General features: G+C 60.5%; 14 protein-coding genes. 9 read left to right on the forward strand and 5 right to left on the reverse strand.

Annotation, left to right across the window (positions count from 1 at the left end):
• The first annotated feature begins 79 nt into the window (after nucleotides 1-79).
• Together AB4X18_RS11220 and AB4X18_RS11225 are read left to right on the forward strand one after the other, a co-directional pair.
• The gene (locus AB4X18_RS11220; RefSeq protein WP_370400163.1) at nucleotides 80-910 is read left to right on the forward strand and encodes a glycosyltransferase; all 831 of its coding nucleotides are present in this window, start codon (nucleotides 80-82) and stop codon (nucleotides 908-910) included.
• Nucleotides 911-1,777: a DMT family transporter gene (locus tag AB4X18_RS11225; RefSeq protein ID WP_370400164.1), complete on the forward strand. Its 867-nt coding sequence runs from the start codon at nucleotides 911-913 to the stop codon at nucleotides 1,775-1,777.
• Here AB4X18_RS11225 and AB4X18_RS11230 read toward each other — a convergent pair.
• The gene (locus tag AB4X18_RS11230) at nucleotides 1,766-2,572 is read right to left on the reverse strand and encodes a putative rhamnosyl transferase (protein ID WP_432817419.1); all 807 of its coding nucleotides are present in this window, start codon (nucleotides 2,570-2,572) and stop codon (nucleotides 1,766-1,768) included. The two genes, AB4X18_RS11225 and AB4X18_RS11230, sit on opposite strands and share 12 nt — an antisense overlap.
• A 399-nt stretch (nucleotides 2,573-2,971) precedes the next feature.
• Here AB4X18_RS11230 and rpsL point away from each other — a divergent pair, with 399 nt between their 5' ends.
• From rpsL to tuf, 4 genes are all read left to right on the forward strand, one after another.
• A complete protein-coding gene (gene rpsL, locus AB4X18_RS11235) occupies nucleotides 2,972-3,343 on the forward strand; it encodes a 30S ribosomal protein S12 (protein ID WP_299883192.1) in 372 nt (123 codons plus the stop codon).
• 91 nt (nucleotides 3,344-3,434) lie between these two features.
• Nucleotides 3,435-3,905, forward strand: coding sequence for a 30S ribosomal protein S7 (rpsG, locus tag AB4X18_RS11240; RefSeq protein WP_008224920.1), 471 nt, complete (start codon nucleotides 3,435-3,437; stop codon nucleotides 3,903-3,905).
• Nucleotides 3,906-3,979: 74 nt separating this feature from the next.
• Complete coding sequence (gene fusA / locus AB4X18_RS11245) at nucleotides 3,980-6,100, forward strand: elongation factor G (protein ID WP_370400165.1); 2,121 nt, start codon at nucleotides 3,980-3,982, stop codon at nucleotides 6,098-6,100.
• 88 nt (nucleotides 6,101-6,188) lie between these two features.
• A complete protein-coding gene (gene tuf, locus AB4X18_RS11250) occupies nucleotides 6,189-7,364 on the forward strand; it encodes an elongation factor Tu (protein ID WP_370400144.1) in 1,176 nt (391 codons plus the stop codon).
• A gap of 152 nt (nucleotides 7,365-7,516) precedes the next feature.
• On the opposite strand, the gene AB4X18_RS11255 is transcribed toward tuf, so the two are convergent.
• The 4 genes from AB4X18_RS11255 to AB4X18_RS11270 form a co-directional block, all read right to left on the reverse strand.
• A complete protein-coding gene (locus AB4X18_RS11255) occupies nucleotides 7,517-8,356 on the reverse strand; it encodes a metal ABC transporter permease (RefSeq protein WP_370400166.1) in 840 nt (279 codons plus the stop codon).
• Entirely contained in the window at nucleotides 8,356-9,231 is an 876-nt protein-coding gene (locus tag AB4X18_RS11260) for a metal ABC transporter permease (protein WP_370400167.1), read from the reverse strand. The genes AB4X18_RS11255 and AB4X18_RS11260 overlap by 1 nt, the downstream gene beginning before the upstream one ends.
• A complete protein-coding gene (locus AB4X18_RS11265) occupies nucleotides 9,224-10,126 on the reverse strand; it encodes a manganese/iron ABC transporter ATP-binding protein (RefSeq protein WP_370400168.1) in 903 nt (300 codons plus the stop codon). Before AB4X18_RS11265 ends, AB4X18_RS11260 begins: the two co-directional genes overlap by 8 nt.
• 64 nt (nucleotides 10,127-10,190) lie before the next feature.
• Nucleotides 10,191-11,069 carry a metal ABC transporter substrate-binding protein gene (locus AB4X18_RS11270; RefSeq protein ID WP_370402616.1) on the reverse strand — a complete coding sequence of 293 codons (879 nt, stop codon included), beginning with the start codon at nucleotides 11,067-11,069 and terminating at the stop codon, nucleotides 10,191-10,193.
• Nucleotides 11,070-11,326: 257 nt separating this feature from the next.
• Between AB4X18_RS11270 and edd the strand changes: the two genes are divergently transcribed.
• The 3 genes from edd (at nucleotide 11,327) to AB4X18_RS11285 (ending at nucleotide 25,452) form a co-directional block, all read left to right on the forward strand.
• Nucleotides 11,327-13,126, forward strand: a complete 1,800-nt coding sequence (gene edd, locus AB4X18_RS11275) for a phosphogluconate dehydratase (protein ID WP_370400169.1) — start codon at nucleotides 11,327-11,329, stop codon at nucleotides 13,124-13,126.
• 10 nt (nucleotides 13,127-13,136) lie between these two features.
• Nucleotides 13,137-13,778 (forward strand): bifunctional 4-hydroxy-2-oxoglutarate aldolase/2-dehydro-3-deoxy-phosphogluconate aldolase, encoded by a 642-nt coding sequence (gene eda / locus AB4X18_RS11280; RefSeq protein ID WP_370400170.1) that lies wholly within the window; start codon nucleotides 13,137-13,139, stop codon nucleotides 13,776-13,778.
• A gap of 340 nt (nucleotides 13,779-14,118) precedes the next feature.
• Nucleotides 14,119-25,452, forward strand: coding sequence for a DUF7507 domain-containing protein (locus AB4X18_RS11285; RefSeq protein WP_432816603.1), 11,334 nt, complete (start codon nucleotides 14,119-14,121; stop codon nucleotides 25,450-25,452).
• The last annotated feature ends 6 nt before the right edge of the window (nucleotides 25,453-25,458 follow it).

Here is a 25,458-nt window from a genome sequence, read left to right on the forward strand (position 1 = left end):
CGGAGGGAGGAGACACGCCAAAACCCTTCCCTCCCCCCGCGCCATCGCTTAGCGTCTGACCAAAGACGTGGGGCAGGGCATGGCGCAAGGGAAGAAGGTACAGATCAAGGGTTTGCTCAGGTTTTCCTATCTGTCCGAGAACGGGTTCGCCAAGTCCACCCAAGGTCTGGAGCAGATGCGTGCCATGCTTTATGAGCCTGCGCGGATGATGCGCAGGTTCGCATTGTTCGAACGGCTCGCCTTGCATACGTTGAAATTGCAGGAAGACCAGGATTTCACCGTCGCCATTCTGATCGGAGAGGATTTCCCTGCGGAGGCCCGCAGCAGGCTGGAAGACCTGTTGCATGGATTTGACGCCGCTCATCTGGTGGCGTTGCCCCCGATGGTGCATATCCAGGCCGTCAAGGCGGCCTATGACGCATTGCCGGATGATCCCGCTGCAACGCACATCGCGACATTCCGCCAAGACGATGATGATGCGATGCACCGCGACACCATTGGCCGGGTCCGCAAGATCGGCAATCACATGCTTGGTTTGCGCGAAACGCCTGATCCCTTTGTCATCGCCTTCAATCGGGGTCTGTATTTGAACCCTGAGGCCGAAGAGCCCGTTACCGAGTGGTACGAACGCGCGCCGCTTGGGATTGGTTTGGCGATGGTGGCCGAAAAGGGAAACCCCGCCACCGTGTTCCGGCGCAACCATCGGCAGTTCATGCAGTATTACGATTGCTATACCGAAGTGGCGCAGCCGATGTGGATCAGGTCGGTTCATCAGGATAACGATTCAGGGGCGCAGCCGACGGGTCGGGCGGGAACCCTGAAACCGGTCGGCATACGACGCTGTCTGCGGCGGGGATTTGGGTTGAACCACGACATGCTGGCCACGCTGAAGACCGGGGAGGTGACATGAATGTCGCCTAACATCCTCGGTGCGTTGTTGATGATGGTATCTATGGCGTGCTTCACGATCAACGACACGCTGGTGAAGATGACGGGCGGGGTGGTGCCGCTGTTTCAATTGATTTTTTTGCGCGGGCTGCTGACCTCGATCCTTGTGATTGGGTCGCGGGGGCGGTTGGGGCGGTTGAGCTTCGATCTGCAACGCCGGGATTGGGCGCTGGTGGGTCTGCGCGCCATGGCAGAGGTCTGCGCCACGTTCTGCTTTCTGTCGGCGCTTTTTCACATGCCGCTGGGCAATGTGACGGCGATCTTGCAGGCGCTGCCGCTGACGGTGACCCTTGCGTCCGCGCTGGTGCTCAGGGAAGCCCTGGGATGGCGGCGCATGACGGCCATTGCCATCGGGCTTGTGGGGGTATTGCTGATCATCAAGCCGGGGGCGGAAGGGTTTACCGTTTGGTCGGTCGTGGCCCTTGGTGCAGTGGGCTTTGTAACCGTGCGCGATCTGGCCACACGGCAATTGTCACCGGAGGTGCCATCAATCACCGTGACGCTGGTTTCGGCACTGACGGTGATGGGCAGCGCGGGCGTGGTGTCCCTGTTTCAGCCCTGGGCACCCATCGGCGGATGGCATGCCACGCTGATTGCCGGGGCGGCGGTGTTCATCCTTGGGGGGTATTATTTCTCGGTCCGGGTCATGCGCGTGGGGGAGGTCGGGTTCATCGCCCCGTTCCGCTATACCGGATTGGTTTTCGCCCTGATCCTGGGTTGGTTGGCCTTTCGGGAATGGCCGGACAACTGGACGCTGCTGGGCGCGGCAATTGTCGTGGGGACGGGTTTGTTCACGCTTTACCGTGAAAGCAAGGTGTCACGGCGCTGAAAAGACGCGGCGGACGTGGTCGACGTCTATGGCGAAGCGCTGTCGAAAGGTTTCCTCCAACTCCGCCGAGATCGGCGTGACCGGTATTTGCCGGACCTGCTTTTGCCGCGAATCGTTGAACCCGTTGTGGCTGCGCACGAACATCGCATCGTCCGAAAAGCTGATGGCGGGCATGAAGCGCGGAATTTTCTCATGCGCGAAGTTCATGATCGTCAGGGGGCTGTTGCCTTTGATGAACATGCCCAGCGACGCGACATAGAACTGCCGAAAAAGATCGGCCACTGCAATCCCGTCTGCACCAAATTCCGCGACAAAGCCCCGGTTCCAGTCGAAGGCGACCGACCTGTGCCGACGCAGCAAGGGGGCGCAATCGGCAGCAGCCTGTCGCAGCTTGGCGATGAAGTCGACGGCGACGGCGTCGTCATCGTCATAGCGGAATTGCAGGCAGGGTTCGGACGAGTCTTTCCGTGCGTCGTTCAGGATCTCTTTCATCACCTCGCGCTGCTTGCGCGGCGGTTCTTCATGGATCAGCGCCTGCGGCAGGTCGTCAATCAACGCTTCGAGGCGCTTTTTGTAGTGTGCGGGAAACTGGTCTCCGATCACGATGATCAGGATGAAATCCTTGTCCGTCTGCGCCCGCAGGCAGGGAAGGGCGACGGTTTCGAGAAGTCGAAACCGTTCTTCCAGCCGGGCGTCCTCGTAAAGATATGCAATGCGATCTTCGATGGTGTCGTGTTCTACCTGAAACCCGCCCAAAGCCGGATAGGAGAAACGACAAAGCCCGATTGCCTGCATCACTGTGGTTCCTTGCTGCCTGTCGCGCCCCGATGTGCACTATGTCGCGGGGGCTTGGGCGCTGGCAACCGGTTTCGGCCCTTGCTGGACGTCGTGCTGGTGTTGACAGCCCACGACCGACCTTCTATACGCGCGCTATCTCGGCAGCGAAGCCCTGCTTTGCGTGCTGAAATCATAACTGTCGTGGTCAAGATCCGGTCTATTGCTGATCCGATCCTCTGGTGCCCCACCGCTTCGTTCACCTCGGTACGGGAACGTCGCGGTGTTTTCGCATTGCGTATGTTCGCCGTGCGAAGGGGCCATGACAACCCGCCGCGCGTGATGCGTTGGCAGTGAATTTGAAACCGCATGGGGACGCCCTCGTGCACCATGTGAGAGCCAAGACGGGGATAAACCGGAATGCCAACGATCCAACAGCTGATCCGCAAGCCGCGGCAGCCGAAACGCAAATACTCCAAATCCATGCACCTTGAGCAGTGCCCGCAAAAGCGTGGCGTGTGCACCCGTGTGTATACAACAACACCCAAAAAACCGAACTCCGCCATGCGGAAGGTCGCGAAGGTCCGCCTGACCAACGGTTTCGAAGTGATCTCCTACATCCCCGGTGAAAGCCACAACCTTCAGGAACACTCCGTCGTTCTGATCCGTGGCGGCCGTGTGAAGGACCTTCCCGGTGTGCGCTACCACATCCTGCGCGGTGTTCTGGATACGCAAGGCGTCAAGGATCGGAAACAGCGCCGTTCCAAGTACGGTGCCAAGCGTCCCAAGTAATTTGAGCAGCGGTGCGCAGTACATGCGCACCCTACCATCCATCCGTTGTGCGCGCCTGTAACGCGCCACCCGCCAAGAGGAAGACACCAACATGTCACGCCGCCACGCCGCTGAAAAACGCGAAGTTCTGCCAGACGCCAAGTACGGTGATCTGGTTCTGACCAAATTCATGAACAACCTGATGATCGACGGCAAAAAATCCGTCGCCGAACGCATCGTCTACAACGCCATGACTCGCGTCGAAGACAAGATCAAACGCGCCCCCATCGAGGTGTTCCACGAAGCGCTCGACAACATCAAACCTTCCGTCGAGGTGCGTTCGCGCCGCGTCGGTGGTGCCACCTATCAGGTGCCCGTCGAAGTGCGCCCCGAGCGTCGCGAGGCGCTGGCCATCCGCTGGTTGATCAAGGCCAGCCGTTCGCGCAACGAAAACACAATGGAAGAGCGCCTTGCAGGTGAGCTGATGGATGCTGTTCAGTCCCGCGGCACAGCCGTGAAAAAGCGCGAAGACACCCACAAGATGGCCGACGCCAACAAGGCATTCAGCCACTACCGCTGGTAATATACACACGATCAGGGCTCGGATCCTCCGGGCCCTTGACCCTTTTCAAAGCATACTTCTGAGGAAGCTTTCAAATGGCACGCGACTATCCGCTAGACCGCTATCGCAACTTCGGCATCATGGCCCACATCGATGCCGGTAAAACCACATGTTCCGAGCGTATCCTGTACTACACCGGCAAGTCCCACAACATCGGCGAGGTCCATGACGGGGCCGCCACGATGGACTGGATGGAGCAGGAGCAGGAACGCGGCATCACCATCACCTCGGCTGCCACCACAACGTTCTGGGAGCGCACCGAAGATGGCTCCACTGCGGATACGCCCAAGCACCGGATGAACATCATCGACACCCCCGGCCACGTGGACTTCACCATCGAGGTTGAGCGTTCGCTGGCGGTTCTCGACGGCGCGGTTGCCGTTCTGGACGCCAACGCCGGTGTTGAGCCGCAGACAGAAACCGTTTGGCGTCAGGCCGACCGCTACAAGGTGCCGCGCATCGTGTTCGTCAACAAGATGGACAAGATCGGCGCGGATTTTTTCAACTGCGTTCACATGATCCAAGACCGTACAGGTGCCACACCTTGCCCAATCCAGATCCCGATCGGGGCAGAGACTGAGCTTGAAGGCATGATCGACCTTGTGACCATGGAAGAATGGGTCTGGGCCGGTGAAGACCTTGGTGCATCCTGGGAAAAACGTCCGATCCGCGACAGCCTGAAGGCGCAAGCCGACGAATGGCGCGGCAAGATGATCGAAGTCGCCGTGGAAATGGACGACGATGCGATGGAGAACTATCTGATGGACGGCGCTGAGCCGGACGTCGCCACGCTGCGCCGCTTGATCCGTGCAGGCACTCTTGAGATCAAGTTCATCCCCGTTCTGTGTGGTTCTGCCTTCAAGAACAAAGGCGTGCAGCCGCTGCTGAACGCTGTGATCGACTATCTGCCATCGCCGATGGACGTTGTGGATTATATGGGCTTCAAGCCGGGCGACGAGACGGAAACACGTGACATCCCGCGCCGCGCGGATGACAACATGGCGTTCTCCGGCCTTGCGTTCAAGATCATGAACGACCCCTTCGTCGGGACGTTGACCTTCACACGCATCTATTCGGGTGTTCTGAACAAGGGCGACACGCTTTTGAACTCTACCAAGGGCAAGAAAGAGCGTGTGGGCCGGATGATGATGATGCACTCCAACGACCGTGAGGAAATCACCGAAGCCTTCGCGGGCGACATCATCGCGCTGGCGGGTCTGAAGGACACCACAACCGGTGACACGCTTTGCGCGGTCAACGATCCGGTCGTGCTGGAAACGATGACCTTCCCCGATCCGGTGATCGAGATCGCGGTCGAGCCGAAGACAAAGGCCGACCAGGAAAAAATGTCCACCGGTCTGGCGCGCCTGGCCGCTGAGGATCCTTCCTTCCGTGTGGAAACAGACCTTGAATCCGGTCAGACCATCATGAAGGGGATGGGTGAACTTCACCTCGACATCCTGGTGGATCGTCTGAAGCGGGAATTCAAGGTCGAGGCCAACATCGGTGCGCCGCAGGTGGCTTATCGGGAGACGATCAGCCGCGAAGCCGAGATTACCTATACCCACAAGAAACAGTCCGGTGGTTCCGGTCAGTTTGCCGAGGTGAAGATGATCCTGATGCCGACAGAACCCGGCGAAGGCTATTCCTTCGAAAGCCGCATTGTCGGTGGTGCCGTCCCCAAGGAATACATCCCCGGTGTTGAAAAGGGCATCAACTCTGTCATGGACTCCGGTCCGCTGGCGGGCTTCCCTGTGATCGACTTCAAGGTGGCGTTGGTCGACGGTAAGTTCCACGATGTGGACTCCTCCGTTCTGGCGTTTGAAATCGCGGCCCGGATGGGTATGCGCGAAGGCATGAAGAAAGCCGGCGCGAAGCTGCTGGAGCCAATCATGAAGGTCGAAGTGGTGACACCGGAAGAATACACCGGCGGCATCATCGGCGATCTGACCTCCCGTCGGGGCCAGGTGCAGGGGCAGGACACGCGCGGTAACGCGATTGCAATCGACGCTTTCGTGCCGCTGGCGAACATGTTCGGCTACATCAACACCCTGCGGTCGATGTCTTCGGGACGGGCGAACTTCACCATGCAGTTCGACCACTACGAAGCCGTGCCACAGAACATCTCGGACGAGATCCAGGCCAAATTTGCATGAACCAAGGTGCGCCCGAAAGGCGCACCCTACACCAGCCCGTAGGGTGTGCATTCATGCGCACCGACACGAATTATAAAGGAGCCACACCATGGCAAAGGAAAAGTTTGAACGTAACAAGCCGCACGTGAACATCGGCACGATTGGGCACGTTGACCACGGCAAGACGACGCTGACGGCGGCGATCACCAAGTATTTCGGTGACTTCAAGGCGTACGACCAGATCGACGGCGCGCCTGAGGAAAAAGCCCGCGGCATCACCATCTCCACCGCGCACGTGGAGTATGAGACCGACGCGCGTCACTATGCGCACGTCGACTGCCCCGGCCACGCCGACTACGTCAAGAACATGATCACCGGTGCCGCCCAGATGGACGGCGCGATCCTGGTGGTGAACGCGGCTGACGGCCCGATGCCCCAGACACGCGAGCACATCCTGCTGGGCCGCCAGGTGGGCATCCCCTACATGGTCGTGTTCATGAACAAGGTGGACCAGGTCGACGACGAGGAACTGCTGGAACTAGTCGAGATGGAAATCCGCGAGCTTCTGTCCTCCTACGAGTATCCCGGCGACGATATTCCGATCATCGCAGGCTCCGCGCTGGCGGCGATGGAAGGCCGTGACAACGCGATCGGCGAAGACAAGATCCGCGAGTTGATGGCGGCCGTTGATGAATACATCCCGACACCTGCGCGTGCCGTGGACCAGCCGTTCCTGATGCCTGTGGAAGACGTGTTCTCCATCTCGGGCCGTGGTACGGTTGTGACCGGTCGTGTGGAGCGTGGCGTGATCAACGTCGGCGACGAGATCGAAATCGTCGGCATCCGCGACACCGCCAAGACCACCTGCACGGGCGTGGAAATGTTCCGCAAGCTGCTGGATCGTGGTGAAGCGGGCGACAACATCGGCGCGCTCTTGCGCGGTATCGACCGTGAAGGTGTTGAGCGGGGGCAGGTGCTTTGCAAGCCCGGTTCCGTGACGCCGCACACCAAGTTCGAAGCCGAGGCGTATATCCTGACCAAGGAAGAGGGTGGCCGTCACACGCCGTTCTTCGCCAACTACCGTCCGCAGTTCTACTTCCGCACAACGGACGTGACCGGCACGGTTCAGCTGGCCGAGGGCACCGAGATGGTGATGCCGGGCGACAACGTGTCTTTCGGCGTTGAGCTCATCGCGCCGATCGCGATGGAGCAGGGCCTGCGCTTTGCGATCCGCGAAGGCGGCCGGACTGTTGGTGCGGGTGTCGTGTCGAAGATCACGGAGTGATCCCGAGACGCGCATCGCAAAGCGTGTCGAAGATCACTGACTAAGGTTGCGCTTGCCGCGACCTACGGGGCCCACCTGAGGCACCTGAACAAAGAAGGCCGCAGCGTCACCGCTGCGGCCTTTCGCGTGGCGGGGTGGGGGTTAACCATGCCTTATGTCTTCTGTATCGAAGCCCGCTTTGTCATCCGCTGCCGTCGGACGAACGCCACCAGAAACACCGCTGTCAGGATCAAGACAATCGTCGGCGCGGGGGCGCTGTCCAGAAAAAAGCTCGCGTAGGTGCCCAGCAGCATTGAGAGCATACAGACGATCACGGCCACCCAGAGCATCTGCGCAAAGGTCCGCACCAGTAGAAACGCAATGGCCCCCGGTGCGATCAGCAAGCCGATTGCGAGGATCAATCCGGCGGCATTCAAGGTGGCCACAATCGTCAGCGACAAGGCCGCGAGCATCCCATAGTGCAGCCAGTTTACCGCCAGCCCCGACGCCTGCGCCTGGGCAGGATCGAAGGCATGCAACAGCCAGTCGCGCCATTTCAGGATCAGAACGCCCGCCACCACGGCGGAAATGGCGCCTGCAGTCAGAAGTTCGGAACCGTCCACGCCCAGCATGTTGCCAAACAGGATGTGATCGAGGTGGGCATTCGTTTCGATCGAGACATAAAGGACGATCCCCAGACCGAACATGCCGGAAAAGACAACGCCCATCACGGTGTCTTCCTTGATCCGGCTGTTGTCGGAAAGGTACCCCGTTGCCACCGCACAGGTCATGCCCGCCGCAAAAGCCCCCACCAGGAGCGGCAGGCCAAGGATATAGGCCAGCACGATCCCCGGCAGTACCGCGTGGCTGACGGCATCTCCCATCAATGCCCAGCCTTTCATCACCAGAAAGCAGGACAACAAGGCGCAGGGCACCGATACGATCATCGAGATCAGAAAGGCGTTCTGCATGAACCCAAATCGGAACGGCAGGGTGAGGGTGTCGAGATCCATCAACCGGCCTCCGTATCCCGGCCACTTGCAAGGGCCGCCCGCGCCTTGGCTTTCGCGGCCAGCAAGCCGTGGGTGGGCGCAAAGACAAAGGCCGCCAGGAAGATCAGCGTTTGCAGGCAGACGATCACGCCCCCCGTGGCACCATCGAGAAAGAAGCTGATGTAGGCTCCCAGAAAGCTGGTCACGGCACCGATGCTGACAGACAGGATGATCAGCCGCTCAAACCGGTCGCACAGCAGATATGCCGTGGCACCCGGGGTCACGACCATCGCGATGACCAGAAACGCGCCAACCGTCTGCATGGCCGCGACCACGCTGGCCGATAGCAGGACGAAGAACACTGCCTTGAGCACCTCGGGGCGCAAGCCGATGGTGCGGGCATGGTTTTCGTCAAAGAAGGTGACCATAAGGTCTTTCCATTTGGTCAGCAGCACGGCCAGCGTGACAAAGCCGATCAACGCCAGTTGCAGGGTGTCTTCGGGTGTGATGGCGAGGATGTTGCCCATGGTGATCGTCTGGATGGAGACGGACATCGGGTTGACCGATACGATGAACAGGCCCAGCCCGAAAAAGGACGTGAATATCAGCCCGATGATCACATCGATCTTGAGGCCAGAGCGTTCTGACAGAAACAGCATGGCGCCCGCCGCCAGACCGCCCGCGATGAACGCCCCAAGCGCAAAGGGGAGGCCCAGCATGTAGGCCCCGGCAACACCCGGCACCACGGAGTGGGACAGCGCATCACCGATCAACGACCAGCCCTTCAGCATCAGGTAACACGAAAGGAATGCGCAGACGGACCCCACCAGGGCCGAGACCCACATCGCGTTGATCATATAGCTGTAGCCGAAGGGCTGAAGCAGCGTTTCAATCATCACCACGTTCCGTGCGCTGGGTCTTTTCGCCGTATTGCACGAAGGGCCGTTCGTCATCGGTAAAGATCGTGACCTCGCGCCCGTCTTCGTCGTCATGCAGATCCGCACCGCCAAGAGTAAAGTGGCGCAGGACACCGCCGAACGCTGCTTCGAGGTTTTCGCGGGTAAAGGTCGTCTCTGTGGGGCCATGGCTCAGCACGGTGCCCTTGACCAGCACGGCGCGGTCGCAGAATTCCGGCACGGAGCCAAGGTTGTGCGTGGAGACAAGCATCACCCTGCCTTCATCGCGCAATGCTTTCAGGAGGGTGATGATCTGTTCTTCCGTCTTGACGTCGACGCCGGTGAAAGGTTCGTCCAGCAAGATCACCTGACCGTCCTGTGCCAGTGCCCGCGCAAGGAAGACCCGCTTGCGCTGACCCCCGGACAGTTCTCCGATCTGGCGGTGCCGGAAATCCTGCATGCTGACCCGCGCCAATGCATCATCAACAGCCTTGTGATCGGCAGTCCCGGGCCGACGCAGAAAACCCATATGGCCATAACGGCCCATCATGACCACGTCTTCGACCAGCACCGGAAAGGCCCAATCGACCTCTTCTGACTGAGGGACATAGGCCACCAGATTGCGCGCCAGCGCGGCGCGTACATCCATTCCCAGGATGCGAATGCTGCCCTGTGCAGCAGGGACAAAACCCATGATCGCCTTGAACAGGGTGGATTTGCCTGCCCCGTTGATGCCGACCAGTGCGGTCACCGTGCCTTTGGGTATTTCAAAACTGGCATTCCACAGCGCGGTGTGCCCATTGCGATAGGTGACGGTGACATCGCGCACGCAAAGACCCGCTTTGCCCGCCTCTGATGCCGGGGGGTCGGTTGCGGTGATCTGGTCTTTTGGCATCTTTTTCCCTTCGCCGCATGTGCGGCTGTCCTGCGCCTTAAGATAGGGCGCAGGCGGTATTGTACTAGTTTGTGGCCCTTGCGAGCCCTGCAGCGACGGTTTCAGAGGTCACGCGCAGCAAATCAAGGTAGGTCGGGACCGGCCCGTCCGCTTCGCTCAGCGAGTCGACGTACAGCTCACCACCGTAGGCCGCGCCGGTTTCGCGTGCTACCTGCTTGGCCGGGGCGGTGTTTACGGTGCTTTCGCAAAAGACCACCGGAATGTCATGCTTGCGGACACCGTCGATGACGCTGCGGACCTGTTGGGGCGTGCCGACCTGATCGGCGTTCATCGGCCAGAGGTACAGCTCCTTCAGGCCGAAGTCCCGGGCGAGATAGCTGAAGGCCCCTTCGCAGGTAACCAGCCAGCGTTGATCGGCGGGTATGGCCGCAACGGCGTCGCGCAGGGGAGCGATGGTGGCGCGCAGTTCATCCTTGTACGCCGCGGCATTGCTGGCATAGACCTGTGCATTGCCCGGATCCTGTTCGGACATAGCCTTGGCGATATTGTCGATATAGATCAGTGCGTTATCAAGGCCCATCCAGGCGTGTGGGTTGGGTTTGCCTTCATAACTGCCGCCGGAGATCGAGATCGGGTCGATGCCATCCGAAATGGTGGCCGAGGGCACATCACGTAAATTGCCGAGGAATTGTTCGAACCAAAGCTCAAGGTTCATCCCGTTCCAGAGGATCAGATCGGCGTCGATGGCGCGCACGATGTCTTGCGGCGTGGGTTCATAGCCGTGGATTTCCGCCCCCGGTTTGGTCACTGAAACGACTTCGGCCGCGTCACCTGCCACATTGGCGGCCATGTCGGCGATGACGGTGAAGGTTGTAACGACTTTCATCTTTTCCTCGGCCCAAGCCGGGGCGGCAAGGGTCAAGGCAACTGCGAGGCCAGTCAGAGCGGTGCGTAACACGGGTATTGGTCCCTCCGTCAATAATATTGCGATACGTTGTCTAAATGCGAATTATTCGCAACAGTCAAGGTAGTTGCGAATAATTCGCATTTAAAGACCCCGCTTGCCTGTCAGACCAAACCAAGGAAGACTATTCCCAGACGTCGGGGGCCAACAGGGTCAAACCTGTGTGGGGATCACTGGACAACAGGCGCTGTTAGCGCTAACAACACATCGAACCATCCGGAAAAGAGGAACGCGCCATGCTTCATGACACCATCCGCCTTGTCACCGATCGCATCATCGCGCGCAGCGAAGGCCCGCGGGGTGAGCATTTGAAACGGATGCGTGCGGCGGCGGAGGAAGGTCCCGCACGGGCGCATCTGTCTTGCAGCGGACAGGCCCATGCCTATGCCGCGGCGGGACAGGATCAGGAAGCGCTTGCTACCAAATCGGCAGGTAACCTTGGTATTGTCACGGCATATAATGACATGCTGTCGGCGCATCAGCCGTTCGAGCGGTTCCCCGATCTGATCCGTGCCGCCGCGCGTGATGCGGGAGGCACGGCGCAGGTGGCAGGCGGCGTGCCGGCCATGTGTGACGGGGTGACCCAAGGCACACCATCCATGGACCTGAGCCTGTTTTCCCGCGATGTCATCGCGCTGGCTGCGGGCGTCGCGCTGAGCCACAATGTTTTTGACAGCACGGTTTACCTGGGTGTGTGCGACAAGATCGTGCCGGGTCTGATTATCGCCGCACAAAGCTTTGGACATTTGCCTGCGGTCTTCCTGCCTGCGGGCCCGATGACCTCTGGACTGTCCAATGACGAAAAAGCCGCCGTCCGGCAGAAGTTTGCCGCCGGAGAAGTGGATCGCGCGGCGCTGATGCAGGCGGAGATGGCCGCGTATCACGGACCGGGAACCTGCACGTTCTATGGGACGGCCAACACCAACCAGATGCTGATGGAGTTCATGGGTCTGCATCTTCCAGGGGCGAGCTTTGTAAATCCGAACACCCCTTTGCGCGATGCGCTGACCACGATGGGGGCCAAACGTGCGCTTGAGATCAGCCATCTGGGCAATGCCTATACCCCGGTGTGCGACGTGCTGGATGAACGTGCTTTTGTGAACGGGATTGTGGGGCTGAATGCCACGGGCGGATCCACCAACCTGCTGATCCATCTTGTCGCGATGGCGCGGGCGGGAGGCATTGTCCTGGATTGGCAGGATTTCTCGGATATCGCTGATGTTACGCCCTTGCTGGCGCGGGTTTATCCGAACGGTCTGGCTGACGTGAACCATTTCCACGCTGCGGGGGGGCTGGGCTTCATGATCGGTGAATTGCTGCGCGCGGGTCTGCTGCATGAAGATGTGCGCACGGTGCTGGGTGACGGGCTGGACCGGTACACCACAGAGCCAAAATTGAAAGACGGTGATCTGAGTTGGGAAAGCGGTGCGTCCGAGACCCAGAACGAGCGTATCCTGCGGCCGGTCAGCGACCCGTTTCAGCCAACGGGCGGGTTGAAGCGGTTGTCGGGCACGCTGGGCAATGCGGTGACCAAGATTTCTGCGGTGGCGGAGGAACACCATGTCATCGAAGCACCCGTCAGGGTTTTCCATACTCAGGAAGACGTCAAGGCCGCCTATCAGGCCGGAGAGTTCGAACATGATGTGATCGTCGTCGTGCGCTTCCAGGGACCGAAGGCCAACGGCATGCCGGAACTGCACAGTCTGACACCGGTTCTTGCCAACCTTCAGGCCCGCGGTCTGAAGGTTGCGCTGGTGACCGATGGACGGATGTCAGGTGCGTCGGGCAAGGTATTGAGCGCGATCCACGTCAGCCCCGAAGCGGTCGATGCCGGGCCAATCGCCCGGTTACAAGATGGAGATATCTTGCGCGTTGATGCCCAAAACGGCGCAATCGAGATTGTCACCGAAGGCGTGTTGGACCGTGCGCCCGCCACCGCCGATCTGACCGCGAATGCCTTTGGTGTCGGGCGGGATATGTTTGCCAATTTCCGTGCGCATGTCGGGTCTGCCGACACCGGCGCAAGCAGTCTTTAGGAGAATACTGATGCTGACCGCAGCCAATGCCAGCCGCCGTACCCGCGAAATTTGCGAGATGGCGCCGATCATTCCCGTGTTGGTGGTCCATGATCCCGCGCATGCGCGCCCCCTTGCAGAGGCACTGGTTGCCGGTGGCCTACCCGTGTTGGAGGTGACCTTGCGCACCCCCGCCGCGCTGGAGGTGATTGCGGAAATGGCGCAGGTCGACGGCGGGATCGTGGGGGCTGGTACCCTTGTCACACCGGCAGATGTCACATCCTCCATCGTGGCGGGTGCGCGTTTTGGTGTCTCTCCCGGTGCGACGGACGTGTTGCTGGACGCGGCAGAACAGCAGGAACTGCCGATGCTTCCCGGTGCGGCGTCAGCGTCAGAGGCGATGGCGTTGCTTGCACGGGGGTATGACATGCTGAAATTCTTCCCCGCAGAGGCGGCGGGCGGTGCACCGTTTCTCAAGTCCCTCAGCAGCCCATTGCCACAAATCAGCTTTTGCCCGACCGGGGGCGTTGGGCCCGACAATGCGTTGGATTACCTGTCACTTCCCAATGTGATCTGTGCGGGAGGCAGTTGGGTCGCGCCGGGCGATTTGGTGGCGGCGCAGGACTGGGAAGGCATCACGGCATTGGCGCGGGACGCGGCAAAGCTGAGGTAAGGCGCAAGATCTGATCCTGTCAGCCGTGGGATGATGGGCACAGCCCTTCCGGTTTCAGGGCAGCGCGCACAGCCATTTTCTTGAGCGTATTCAGGCCATTTTTTGCCCGTTTGCCCGTTCTTTGGCTGATGGCCTTCGCGTGCCGGCAGAAATCCGCCGACCAAGGGGCAGGTTTTATTCAACCAAAAGTTCCCCGTTTCAATGATGGACGTGATCAACGATACGTTAAGAACCTTTGCAGGCTTGGTGCGGATACAACGCACAACTCAAAACAAGCGGGCAGGCAGGGGATGGGGAATTGGCCAGTTGATTGCGTGAGGCGGGGGAGAGCATGCGAGTTATGTCAGTACAGGTGTATCGAAATTCTGTCAGAATAGTTCTTTGTTTTCTTGTTTCGCTGCTGCTGTTCATCACCTCTCAGGCCGCATTCGCAACCCCGAACACCCGTGTATCGCCCGATGGGACCGCCCTGCCTTCTGTCTATCCCGAAGCGGGTGGCGTTGCCATGATCCTCTACGGGGTCAACGGCAATATCTACTACCAGTTCTCTGAGCCGCGAGGTGCCTTTACCGGGTTTCAGAATACCGGTCAGCCTCCTGCATTTCGCGGCAATCCCTTTACGATCAACACCCCGCTGACACTTGATTGTGGCTTGCAAAGTTGCCCGGCGTATTTTGGCAACCAGATCGTCAAGATGGAAGTGCGCTTTACTGCGCTTGATGGTGATACCCACCCAGCAGGTTTTGACTTCAACGACATATCGCTCCTGATTAACGGGGTGAATATCGGCAATTGGTCAACCGTGCCGACGGAGAACACCAATCGCAGCGGGACGCAGCTGATCTCGAGCCAGATTGGCTTTGGCCAGAATACCTTTGATACGGGCTGGTTCTCTTCGACGAACGCCGCGCTGTTGCAGGACATCCTGACCACCGAAACGATCCGCACACAGGTTCTGGACGATGATCCTAATGACAACCGCTGGAATTTCCGGCTTGGCAACGGATTGTCCAATCCGGGCCTGGCCCGCGTTGCACCGGCCTACACGCTGGAAAAACGCGCGCGGTCCGGTTCCTTCAGCGGGCCCGACATCACCAGCTTTTCCGCCGTCGGCGAGACGATTTTCTATACCTACGACATTCGCAACGTAGGTTCGGTCCGCATCGACAACCTGCGTGTCACTGACGACCGGTTGGGCAACGTGGCCTGTACGCCAACATCCTTGAACGTCGGTCAGACGGCCACCTGTCAGGCCAGTCATCAGGTCACCCAGGAAGAATTTGATGCCCAAGTGATTACCAATATTGCGACGGCCGAGGGGGACCCGGAATTTGGTCAGCTCGGCACGTTGAGCGATACGGTAACCTTGACAGGTCCCGGCCGAAACCCCGGTATCACGCTGGAAAAGACGCCGGAAAACACAACCGTCACGGCGGCCGGCAACACGATCAATTACCGCTTTGTGGCACGCAACACGGGTGACGTCACGCTGAGCAATGTGGTGGTCACTGACCCGCGCATTCCCGGGCTGAGCTGTAGCCAGGCAAGCCTGGCGCCCAACGGTGTGCTGGACTGCCAGTCAAGCTATACCGTGACCCAGGCGGACATGGATGCAGGCAGCATTGTAAATACGGCGACCGTCACCTCAACCGATCCGACAAACACCACCCGCAGCGCGACGGACACGGCGACGAATACCGCCCAGCAGTCTGCTGCGTTTTCAGTCCAGAAGGCCACAAGCAGCACACCTTCGGCGGCGGGGGACACGCTGGATTATACCTTCGCGGTGCGGAACGATGGCAATGTCTCCATTCGCTCTCTTGCGCCTGTTGACGCAAAATGTGCGGGGCCCATCACCCTGCAAAGCGGCGACAGCGACGGCGATACGGAACTTGATCCGAACGAAACGCATCGGTTCACCTGCACCTCCGTTGCGGTAACGCAGGCCGAGGTGGACGCAGGTCAGGTCGACAACGATGTCAATGTCACCGGGACCACCGCCAGCGGGCCAGCACCGCCGCCCGCAACAAGCGGCATCTCAACACCAATTACCCGTAACTCCGGCTTTACCCTCTCCAAATCCACGGCCGACACGCCTGCCGCTGCAGGACAAACGCTCACCTATCGTTTCAACGTCGGCAATTCGGGCAATGCCACGATCACGGGTGTGGCCGTTGCCGACGCCAAATGTGCCGCCGCGCCCACGCTGCAGTCGGGAGACGCGAACAGCGACAGTGCGCTCGACCCGTCGGAAACCTGGGTTTTCGAATGTACCTCCATCGCGGTGACGCAAGCCGAGATCGACGCGGGAACAGTCGATAACACCGCCACCGTCACGGGGACGGGGGCAGACGGGAATGCGGTTGATCCGGTTGCCGACACATTTGTCACCCCGGTCACGCAGGCGCCCGCATTCTCCGTCATCAAATCCACGTCCAGCACGCCCGCACGGGCAGGAGAAACGCTCAACTACAGCTTTGCGTTGAGCAACGACGGCAATGTCACGATCAGCGGGATTACCTTTACCGACGCGAAATGCGCCACCGCCATAAGCCTTACGGCGGGCGATCCGAACGGCAACGGCGCGCTCGATGTCGGGGAGACGCATACATATGTCTGTACCTCCGTCCCGGTGACGCAGGCAGAGGTGGACGCAGGTCAGGTCGACAACAGCGTCAGCGTCAGCGGCACGCCGTCAGGTGGCACCTTGACGCCGACCACGGGTGCCACCAGCACCCCAATCGCCGCGGCCCCCGCGCTGACGCTGGACAAACGCCTGAATGCGGCGTCCCCGACATCTTATGACAGCACCTCGGACGTGCTGCTTTATGACTTTGTGGTCACGAATACCGGTAACGTATCGCTTACTACAGCCATCACCATCAATGATCCGCTGTTGGATGGGCCCGCGAGTTGTCCTGCATTGCCGGGTGGCGGGTTGGCGCCAAGTGCTTCGATCATCTGCACCGGGCAATACAGCGTCGGACAGGAAGACATCAACACCGGCAGCTTTGCCAATACGGCGACGGCAAGTTCGGGTCCGACCACGTCGCCTTCAGACACCGTGACCGTGCCGGCAGCGCAGCGCCAAGAGATCAGCATGATCAAGACCGCGGTGGAACCAGCATCTTTCGCGCCGGGCCAGACGGTCACCTATACCTACACCATCACCAATGATGGCAACACGACAATCCCTGCCACGGCCACGATGGCAGTGATGGACAACCGGAACCCTGTCAGCTGCCCGGCCATTCCCGCAGCTGGCATTGCGCCGACAGGAACGCTTGCCTGTATGGGCAGCTATGTCATTCAACCCGGCGACATCAATCTGGGTACCGTGACAAACACCGCCACGGCGAACGATGGCACGTCGACTTCGCCGCCCGCGTCCGCCACCGTGCCCGCCACCGTTGCGCCCGCGCTGACATTGACCAAGACGGCCGATCCCCTTCCCGGTGGTTTCATGGAAGCCGGCGATCAGATCACCTATTCCTTCACCGTGCAGAACACCGGCGGCGCATCGCTGGATCAGCCGATCACCATCACCGACGACAAGATCAATGGCGGCACGCCATTTGCCTGCTGGTCCCCGACCGGTGGTGATCCAACCTTTGATCCTGATCCGGATTATGATGGGACCCCGGCGAATTCGAACGGTCAGACCTTCACCTGTCCGCAGCCCTACACGGTCACGCAAGCCGATATCGATGCGGGCGAAGTCATCAACTTTGCTGTGGCCAACACTGTCTTTGCCCCCGGCGGGGCGAATATCCCGGTCTCCTCTCCGCAGGTATCAGAGACTGTCACGCTGAACCTGCCACCTGCCTTGAGTGTGACAAAGGCGGTCAGCCCTGCCGATCTGGGCAACCCCGCGCCGGGGGACACGATTACTTATACCTTCACGTTGACGAACACCGGTGAAGTGACGCTTGACGACGTGACTGCGGTTGATACCGGGCCGACCTTTGGCGGGGTCGCGGCGACCGGCGCGCTGTCCGCTTTCACTGTCACATCCGGCCCTGACGGCAACACCGACGGGCGGGTGGACACGCTGGCACCCGATGGCGTAGCCACCGTGACGGCGACATACACGCTCAGCCAGATAGACATCGACAACGCGGCAACGGCAGGTGATCCTGCAACCGCTGTTGCGAACACCGCAAGCGCCACGGCAACGCCACGCAGCGGGACGCTGGGTCCAGTCACTGGAGACACGGCTACCGTCAGCTTCATGCCGAGCCCCGCCTTTACCGCGCGCAAGGAGACATCTTCGACACCCACGGCGGCCGGGGACACGTTAGACTACCGCTTCTTCGTGGAGAATACGGGAAACGTGGCCATATCGGGTTTGGGGGTGACGGACGCCAAATGTGCATCGGCCCCGACACTTCAGGCGGGTGATCTGGACAACGACAACAGCCTTGATGTGGGGGAAACATGGCGCTTCATCTGTACGTCAGTTGCCGTCACTCAAGCCGAAATTGATGCAGGTCAGATCGACAACACGGCCACGGTGTCCGGGACACCCGTCGGCGGGACCCTCACTGATGTGACAGCCAGCAGCAGCACACCCGTTGCAGCAAGCGGCAGCCTGACGGTTGCAAAATCCACAACCTCGACCCCGACGGCGGCTGGACAGTCGCTGGACTACACCTTTGTTCTGAGCAACGGCGGCAATGTCTCGATCACGCCGGGCACGCTCAGCGACGCCAAGTGCGCGGCCGCACCGGTGCTGACCGGTGGCGATGCAAACAGCGACGGCGCCGTAAACCCCACCGAAAACTGGACTTACACCTGTACGTCGATCGCGGTGACACAGGCCGAGATCAACGCCGGAAACGTGCGTAACACCGTCACTGTCCCCGGCACGACGCCCGGCGGTGATCCGATTACGCCGGCAACCGATACAGTGAATACGCCGGTGACAGCCGCTGCTGCTTTCAGCGTGACCAAGGCAACCACGTCACTGCCTGCGGCAGCGGGTGATCGGCTTGATTACGCTTTTACCGTCGAGAACGACGGGAATGTCTCCCTTTCGAACTTGATCGCGAATGACGCCAAGTGCGGCTCAAGCGCAGCACTGCAAAGCGGGGATGCGAATTCCAACGGGGCTTTGGAGCCATCAGAGACCTGGGTTTTCGCCTGCACATCCATTCCCGTGACCCAGGCAGAGCTGGATGCGGGATCGGTCAACAACTCGGTCAGTATAAGCGCCAACGATCCAAGCGGCGCGCCCGTGAGCCCCGCGACCGACACGCTCAGCACGGCCATTGATTCCATGCCGATGTGGACCTTGGGCAAAACCACTGCCAGCACGCCGACGGCCGCAGGCGATACGCTGAACTATGTCTTTGCGCTGAGCAATACCGGGAATGTATCCATCTCCGCGGTTTCGGTAACCGACCCAAAGTGCGCGGCGGCACCTGCCCTGGTTGCAAGCACCGATGCCGGTGCGGACGGGATCCTGGCCCCCAATGAAAGCTGGCAGTACCAGTGTACGTCGATCCCGGTCACCCAATCCGAGATTGACGCGGGCGAAGTCACCAACAGCGCCAGTGCGAGCGGCACTCCGACCAGCGGTACTTTGGCGAATGCACCCGCCAGCAACACCACGGCGGTGAACGCAAACCCGGCACTGGCGTTGAGCAAGGCAAGCGCATCTGCTCCCGCGGCGGCCGGGGATACGCTGGACTATGATTTCACCGTGACAAACAGCGGCAACACGTCGCTGCAAAACGTGGCTGTCACAGACGCCAAGTGCGCAGCGCCCGCAACGCTGTCGTCGGGGGATACCAACAGCGACAACGCGCTGAACCCGACGGAAACATGGATATATCGCTGTACCTCCATCCCGGTCACGCAGGCCGAGGTGGACGCGGGCGCAGTGTTGAACAGCGCCAGCGTCGATGCGCAAGGGCCGGGAGGGCAGACGGCCCCGACCGCGACGGCAACAAACAGAACGCCGCTGGCCGCCGCCGCCGCTTTCTCAGTCGAGAAGACAACGACTGCCACGCCGCAGCAGGTCGGCGATACGCTTGACTACAGGTTCAGCCTGTCGAATGACGGTAATGTCTCGATCTCTTCCATTGTCGTCAGCGACGCCAAGTGTGCCGCGGCACCCGCCCTTCAAAGTGGCGATGCCAACAGTGACAGCGCGCTGAACCCGACCGAGAACTGGATCTACACCTGTACGTCGATCCCCGTCACGCAGGCAGAAATTGACGCAGGTCAGGTCGACAATGCCGTTTCCGTTAGTGGGAATACGCCCGGCGGTGATCCGGTGACCCCTGCGACGGACAGTACAACAGTTGGCGTTGCGCCTGCACCGGGCATTGAAGCGATCAAGACGATCACCTCAAGCACCAGTGCCGTTGGTGAAACGGTGATCTTCCAGATCGCCGCACAGAACACCGGCAACGTGACGCTGAGCGGTGTGAACATCGCGGATACGCTGACCCGAAATGATGGAACGGTTCTGGCCCTGACCAATGCGGTTGGACTTGTCTCTGCCGATCAGGGATCCGCCGCCGGGACCTTGCGTTCAGGGGAGACGGCAACCTACAGAGCGTCCTATGTTCTGACGCAGGACGACGTGGATGCAGGCGGCATCACCAACACGGCAACAGTGACCGGCACGCCGCCGGTCGGCGCACCTGTAGACGATGTGTCAGATGACGGGGTGCCCGGTAACGGAGATGATAACCCGACCCGGCTGATCATTGATGCGGCACCCGGGTTGAGCGTCGTCAAATCACTGGTTGCAGTGGTCAAGGCAGACAGCAGCATCGCCGCGAGCTTTGACACGGTTGGTGACAGACTGGATTACAGCTTTGACGTTACCAATACGGGCAATGTGACGATCATCGATGCCGTCACGATCACCGACCCTCTGATCACCGATGCAGGTGGTACAATCACCTGTGGTGCCGTTCCGCTGGCGCCCGGCGCCAGCCTGACCTGCACGGGCAGCTATTCAGTCGTCCAAGCCGATTTGAACAACGGTCAGGTCGATAATTCCGCCACGGCGACCGATGGCACGACGACCTCTGATCCCTCTGCCATCACCACGCCTGCAATCCAGTCGCCTGCATTGGAAACAACAAAGACGGCACGCACGCTTGCCCCGGCTGACTTCGTGGTCGGCGCGACCGCGACCTACGATTTTGTCGTCACCAACTCTGGGAACGTCACGATCACTGATGCGATTTCCGTCAGCGACAACCTGATCGCGCCTGCCGATCTGACGTGCGATGCTTGGCCCGGCACACTTGATCCTGGTCAGACCTATGCCTGCGTCGGCACCTATCTGGTGACCTCCACGGATGTGGATCTGGGTGTGGTGACAAATCTTGCATCCGCGAGCGATGGCACAACCAGTTCGCCGCAGACCTCAGAAAGCGTTCCCTTCACCGCGACCCCGGCACTGAGCATTGCAAAGTCCAGCCCGGACACCAGCTTTGCCATGGTCGATGATGTGCTGACCTACGCATTCGAGGTCACCAACAGCGGTCAGCGCGCCTTTGTGCAGCCTGTCACGGTAACGGATGATCAAATTGGCACCCTGACATGTTTTACGCCAACGGCCACGGACCCTGATTTCCAAGCCGGAGAGGTCGCGACCTGCAGCGCACCTTACCGCGTCACACAGGCCGACATCGACGCAGGTTTTGTGACCAATGAAGCCTTCGCTCAAACCACTTTCGGCGGCGGGACCACGGTTGTGTCCGACCCGGTCACCCTGAGGATAGACGCCGCCGCGAACCCCGCTGTCACGTTGAACAAATCCGCAGCACTTCCGGGTGGCCGGACCACCGAAACGCTGATTGCAGGCGATGTGCTGCGCTACACGCTGTCGGTGGAGAATGCGGGCAACCAGACATTGCGTAACCTGACCGTGTCCGATCCGCGTCTGTCGCTGACCTGCATGGTCGCGCAACTGGATGTGGCCGCAACCGATGCCACCTGCCAAGCGGATTACACCCTGACGCAGGCGGACATCGATGCAGGTTCCGTGATCAATGATGCAGCTGTCAGCGGCTCTGACCCAACGGGCGGGATTGTTGATGATACGGTGCAGCTGGTCACCCCGATGCCTGCGCCACGCACCGGGATATCCCTTGTCAAGACCGCGAGCCCCGCACCTTTCGGCGCGGTAGGCAGCACGATTGTCTATGCCTTCGCAGTAGAAAATACCGGCAATGTCACCCTGCGTGACGTTGAAGTCACCGATCCGCGCGTGCCGGGATACTCCTGCGCCATCGCGCAAATTCTGCCGCAGCAGACCAACAGCGATTGTTCCACGCCCTATACCGTGACGCAGGCGGATGTGGACATCAGCAGCATCACCAACACCGCGACGGCCACCGGCCTTGACCCTGCAAGCAATGCTGTCACAGGCACAGGGCAAGTCACGACCGCAGGTCCGGCGGCGGCGGGCAGCCTTGAAGCCACCAAGACCGGTATGAATTCCGGCACGACTGCAGGATCGGTGGTGACTTATTCGGTTACGATCGAAAACACTGGGAACGTGACGCTCGACAACGTGACACCGACTGACACGCTGACCCGTGCCAACGGTGATGTGCTGGCGCTGGATCTGCCGGGGCTCAGCTTTGCTGGCGGGGACAGCGACAGCGACAATGCACTTGATGTTGATGAGACCTGGACCTTTACGGGCGCTTATACCCTTGTTCAGGACGATGTGAACGCAGGTGGGATCAGCAACGTCGTTGATGTCGCGGCCACCGATCCGTCCGGCGCACCGGTTACGGATCGGGCAGACAATGGCGACGATGGGGACGGAAATACAAACGACGACCCCACCGTGCTGTCGATTACGCCGGGTCCGGAAATCGAGGCGACCAAGGTTGTCAGCACGCCGGGAACCGTTACCGGGGACGTGGTCGTATTCGACATTACACTTCGCAATCTGGGCAATGTCGACCTGGCGAATTTCGCGATCACGGATCAACTGACGCGCCTTGATGGAACGGCGTTGACGCCGACGACCGGGGCAACCTTTGTCTCGGGGGATGCCAATTCCGACGATCGGTTGAACCTGAGCGAAAGCTGGCTTTACCGCGTCACCTATACGCTGACGCAGGATGATGTGGATGCGGGCGGCATTCGCAACGTCGCAACCGTCGATGCAACGGACATTTTCAATGTCCCCGTGCGGGACGTGGCGGACAACGGCGACGACACCGATGGTAACCTCACCGACGACCCGACAGAGATGTTGATCGCTCCCGCGCCCGGGTTGGAACTACGCAAATCTGTGGTGACTGCTGCGACGGATGTAGGTGAAATCGTCAGCTATCTCATCGAGGTTGAAAATACCGGCAATGTCTCGCTTGGCAGTTACAGCGTTGCGGACACGCTGACGCGCAATGATGGCACGGTATTGTCGTTGACCAGCGGCCCTGACTTTGATGGGGCAAGCGCGGGGTCAGATGCAAGCCGCCTGCTGCCAGACGGGATTGCCCGATTTGTGGCGACCTATCTGGTTGCGCAGGAAGACTTGGATGCAGGCGGTGTGACCAACACGGCGCTGGGCAACGCATCAACACCCGGCGGGGCTATACTGACCGATGCGTCCGACGATCCAAACGCGCCGGGCACGGGACCTTCGGACCCGACGGTGCTGACGCTGGAACAGCGCCCTTCGTTTACGGCGGCCAAGACCTTGGCCGACACGCGGGCCCTGTTCCCGCGGGTGTTCGAAGTGAGCTTTGACATCGAGATCGAGAACGATGGCAACACCACGCTGAGCGATATCGGCGTCACGGATGATCTGGCCGCCTTTGCCGCACCCGCGACGATCCTTTCCGTGGATTTCCCGACAACAGTCAGCGCAATCGGCCTGACGACGGGCGCTGCCAACGCTGGCTTTGATGGTGTCAGTGATCAGCAATTGTTGGCATCAGGTGCAACGCTTGCTCCCGGCTCTACCGCGACCATACGGGTTGTCACCACCTATGATGCCTCTGTCGGGTTCCCCGCGCCGGGTCAGAACACCGCGCAGGTCGTCACAGCGGAATTGCCCAATCCCGAAGCAGCCAGCGTCACGGCAGCCCCTGTAGATGGCGATGGTGACGGGGTACCGGATGGCACTGAATCAAACACGGCAGATCGCGACGGCGACGGCACACCGGACGCGCAGGATTATGACCCGACCGGTTATTTCTATTGCGAGGAAGATGGGCGTATCCTGAGCGGCGGCCAGATCACCGTGAGTGGTAACGGGTTTACCCAGACAGGCGTGGGTGTATCCGGGCCAATCACGATCCTGCGTGACGGGTCCAGCGGGGAATACCAGTTCTTCGTCAGCCGTGCCGGGACCTATGCGTTGAGCTATGCGCAACCGCCCGCCTCGACGCCGTCGACCACGATCACCGCGACAAATGCGCCCGTCGATGTGACCAACCTTGTTGATGTGCTGACGGGCACGACCGTGACCAATCCACGCATTCTGGGGTCGTCCGAATTCGGGGCCACCGGCACGCTTGCCGATTTCAGCGCAGCCGCAAATCCGGCGTTCTATACCGCCTTCGTGATCGAAGCAGGTGATCCGGCGGTCTTTTCCAACAACATCCCGTTCCGCGCCTGCGCGGTGACGGGTGATCTGGTCGCGACCAAGGCCGTGATCGGTCGCAGCGACGTGCGTCTTGGCGATTTGGTCACGTATCAGCTGACTTATGATCTGGCGGGCGCGGCGCCGCCGCTGCGCAATGCGACCTTTACCGATATCCTGCCTGTGGGCATGTCTTTCGTGCCGGGCAGTGCCACCATTGCGCGGGCAGGTGGTGCAGCGGTGGTGCTGGCGCCGACGCAGGCGGGCCTGCGCCTGTCCTGGCCGAACGAGGATATGGCCCCCGGCACCCGGACGGTAATCGCCTTTTCCGCCCGTGTCGGACCGAACGCGCCGACGGGCGAGTTGATCAACCGGACCTTTGCGCTGTCATCGAGCGGCACACAGATATCCAATACCGCAACCGCCACGGTAAGGCGCGTACCGGAGCATGTATTCGATTGTTCCGACGTGATCGGGAAGGTTTTTGATGACCGCAATCGCGACGGGTATCAGGACGGCCCATCGCGGGGCATCACCGATCAGACATATGCAGGGGGCAAGGGAAAGGCCGCCAAGGCGGCGGGCCCGCAGGATGAACCGGGCCTGCCGGGCGTGCGCGTGGCCACGGTGAACGGCACTTTAATCACGACGGACGCATTCGGGCGCTTCCACGTGCCTTGCGCGGAACTGCCCGCCAAGGAAGGCAGCAATTTCATCCTCAAGGTGGATGAACGCAGCCTGCCGTCGGGGTATCGCCTGACCACAGAGAACCCCCGCGTTGTCCGCCTGACGGCGGGCAAGTTCGCCAAGATGAACTTTGGCGCGGCCCTGGGGCGGGTGATCGACATCAACCTGTCCGGCAAGGCCTTTGCGCAGGGCGCAGAACCTTCGGCCAAGTTGCGTGACGCCGTAAAGAACCTTGCGGATGTGCTGCGCAAGGAGCCGTCCGTCGTGCGGCTGGCGTATGTGGCCGGGGGCGCGGATGAGGTGAAATTGGGGCGTGCACGCATGCGCGCGATTGAAAAGCTACTGCGGCAGGAGTGGCGCGGATCAGGAACCTACAAGCTGACGATCGAGAAGACGATCGTGCGGCGGCGATAGGGAGAG

Source organism: Sulfitobacter rhodophyticola, from assembly GCF_041281685.2.
In the GTDB taxonomy this organism is placed as follows: domain Bacteria; phylum Pseudomonadota; class Alphaproteobacteria; order Rhodobacterales; family Rhodobacteraceae; genus Sulfitobacter.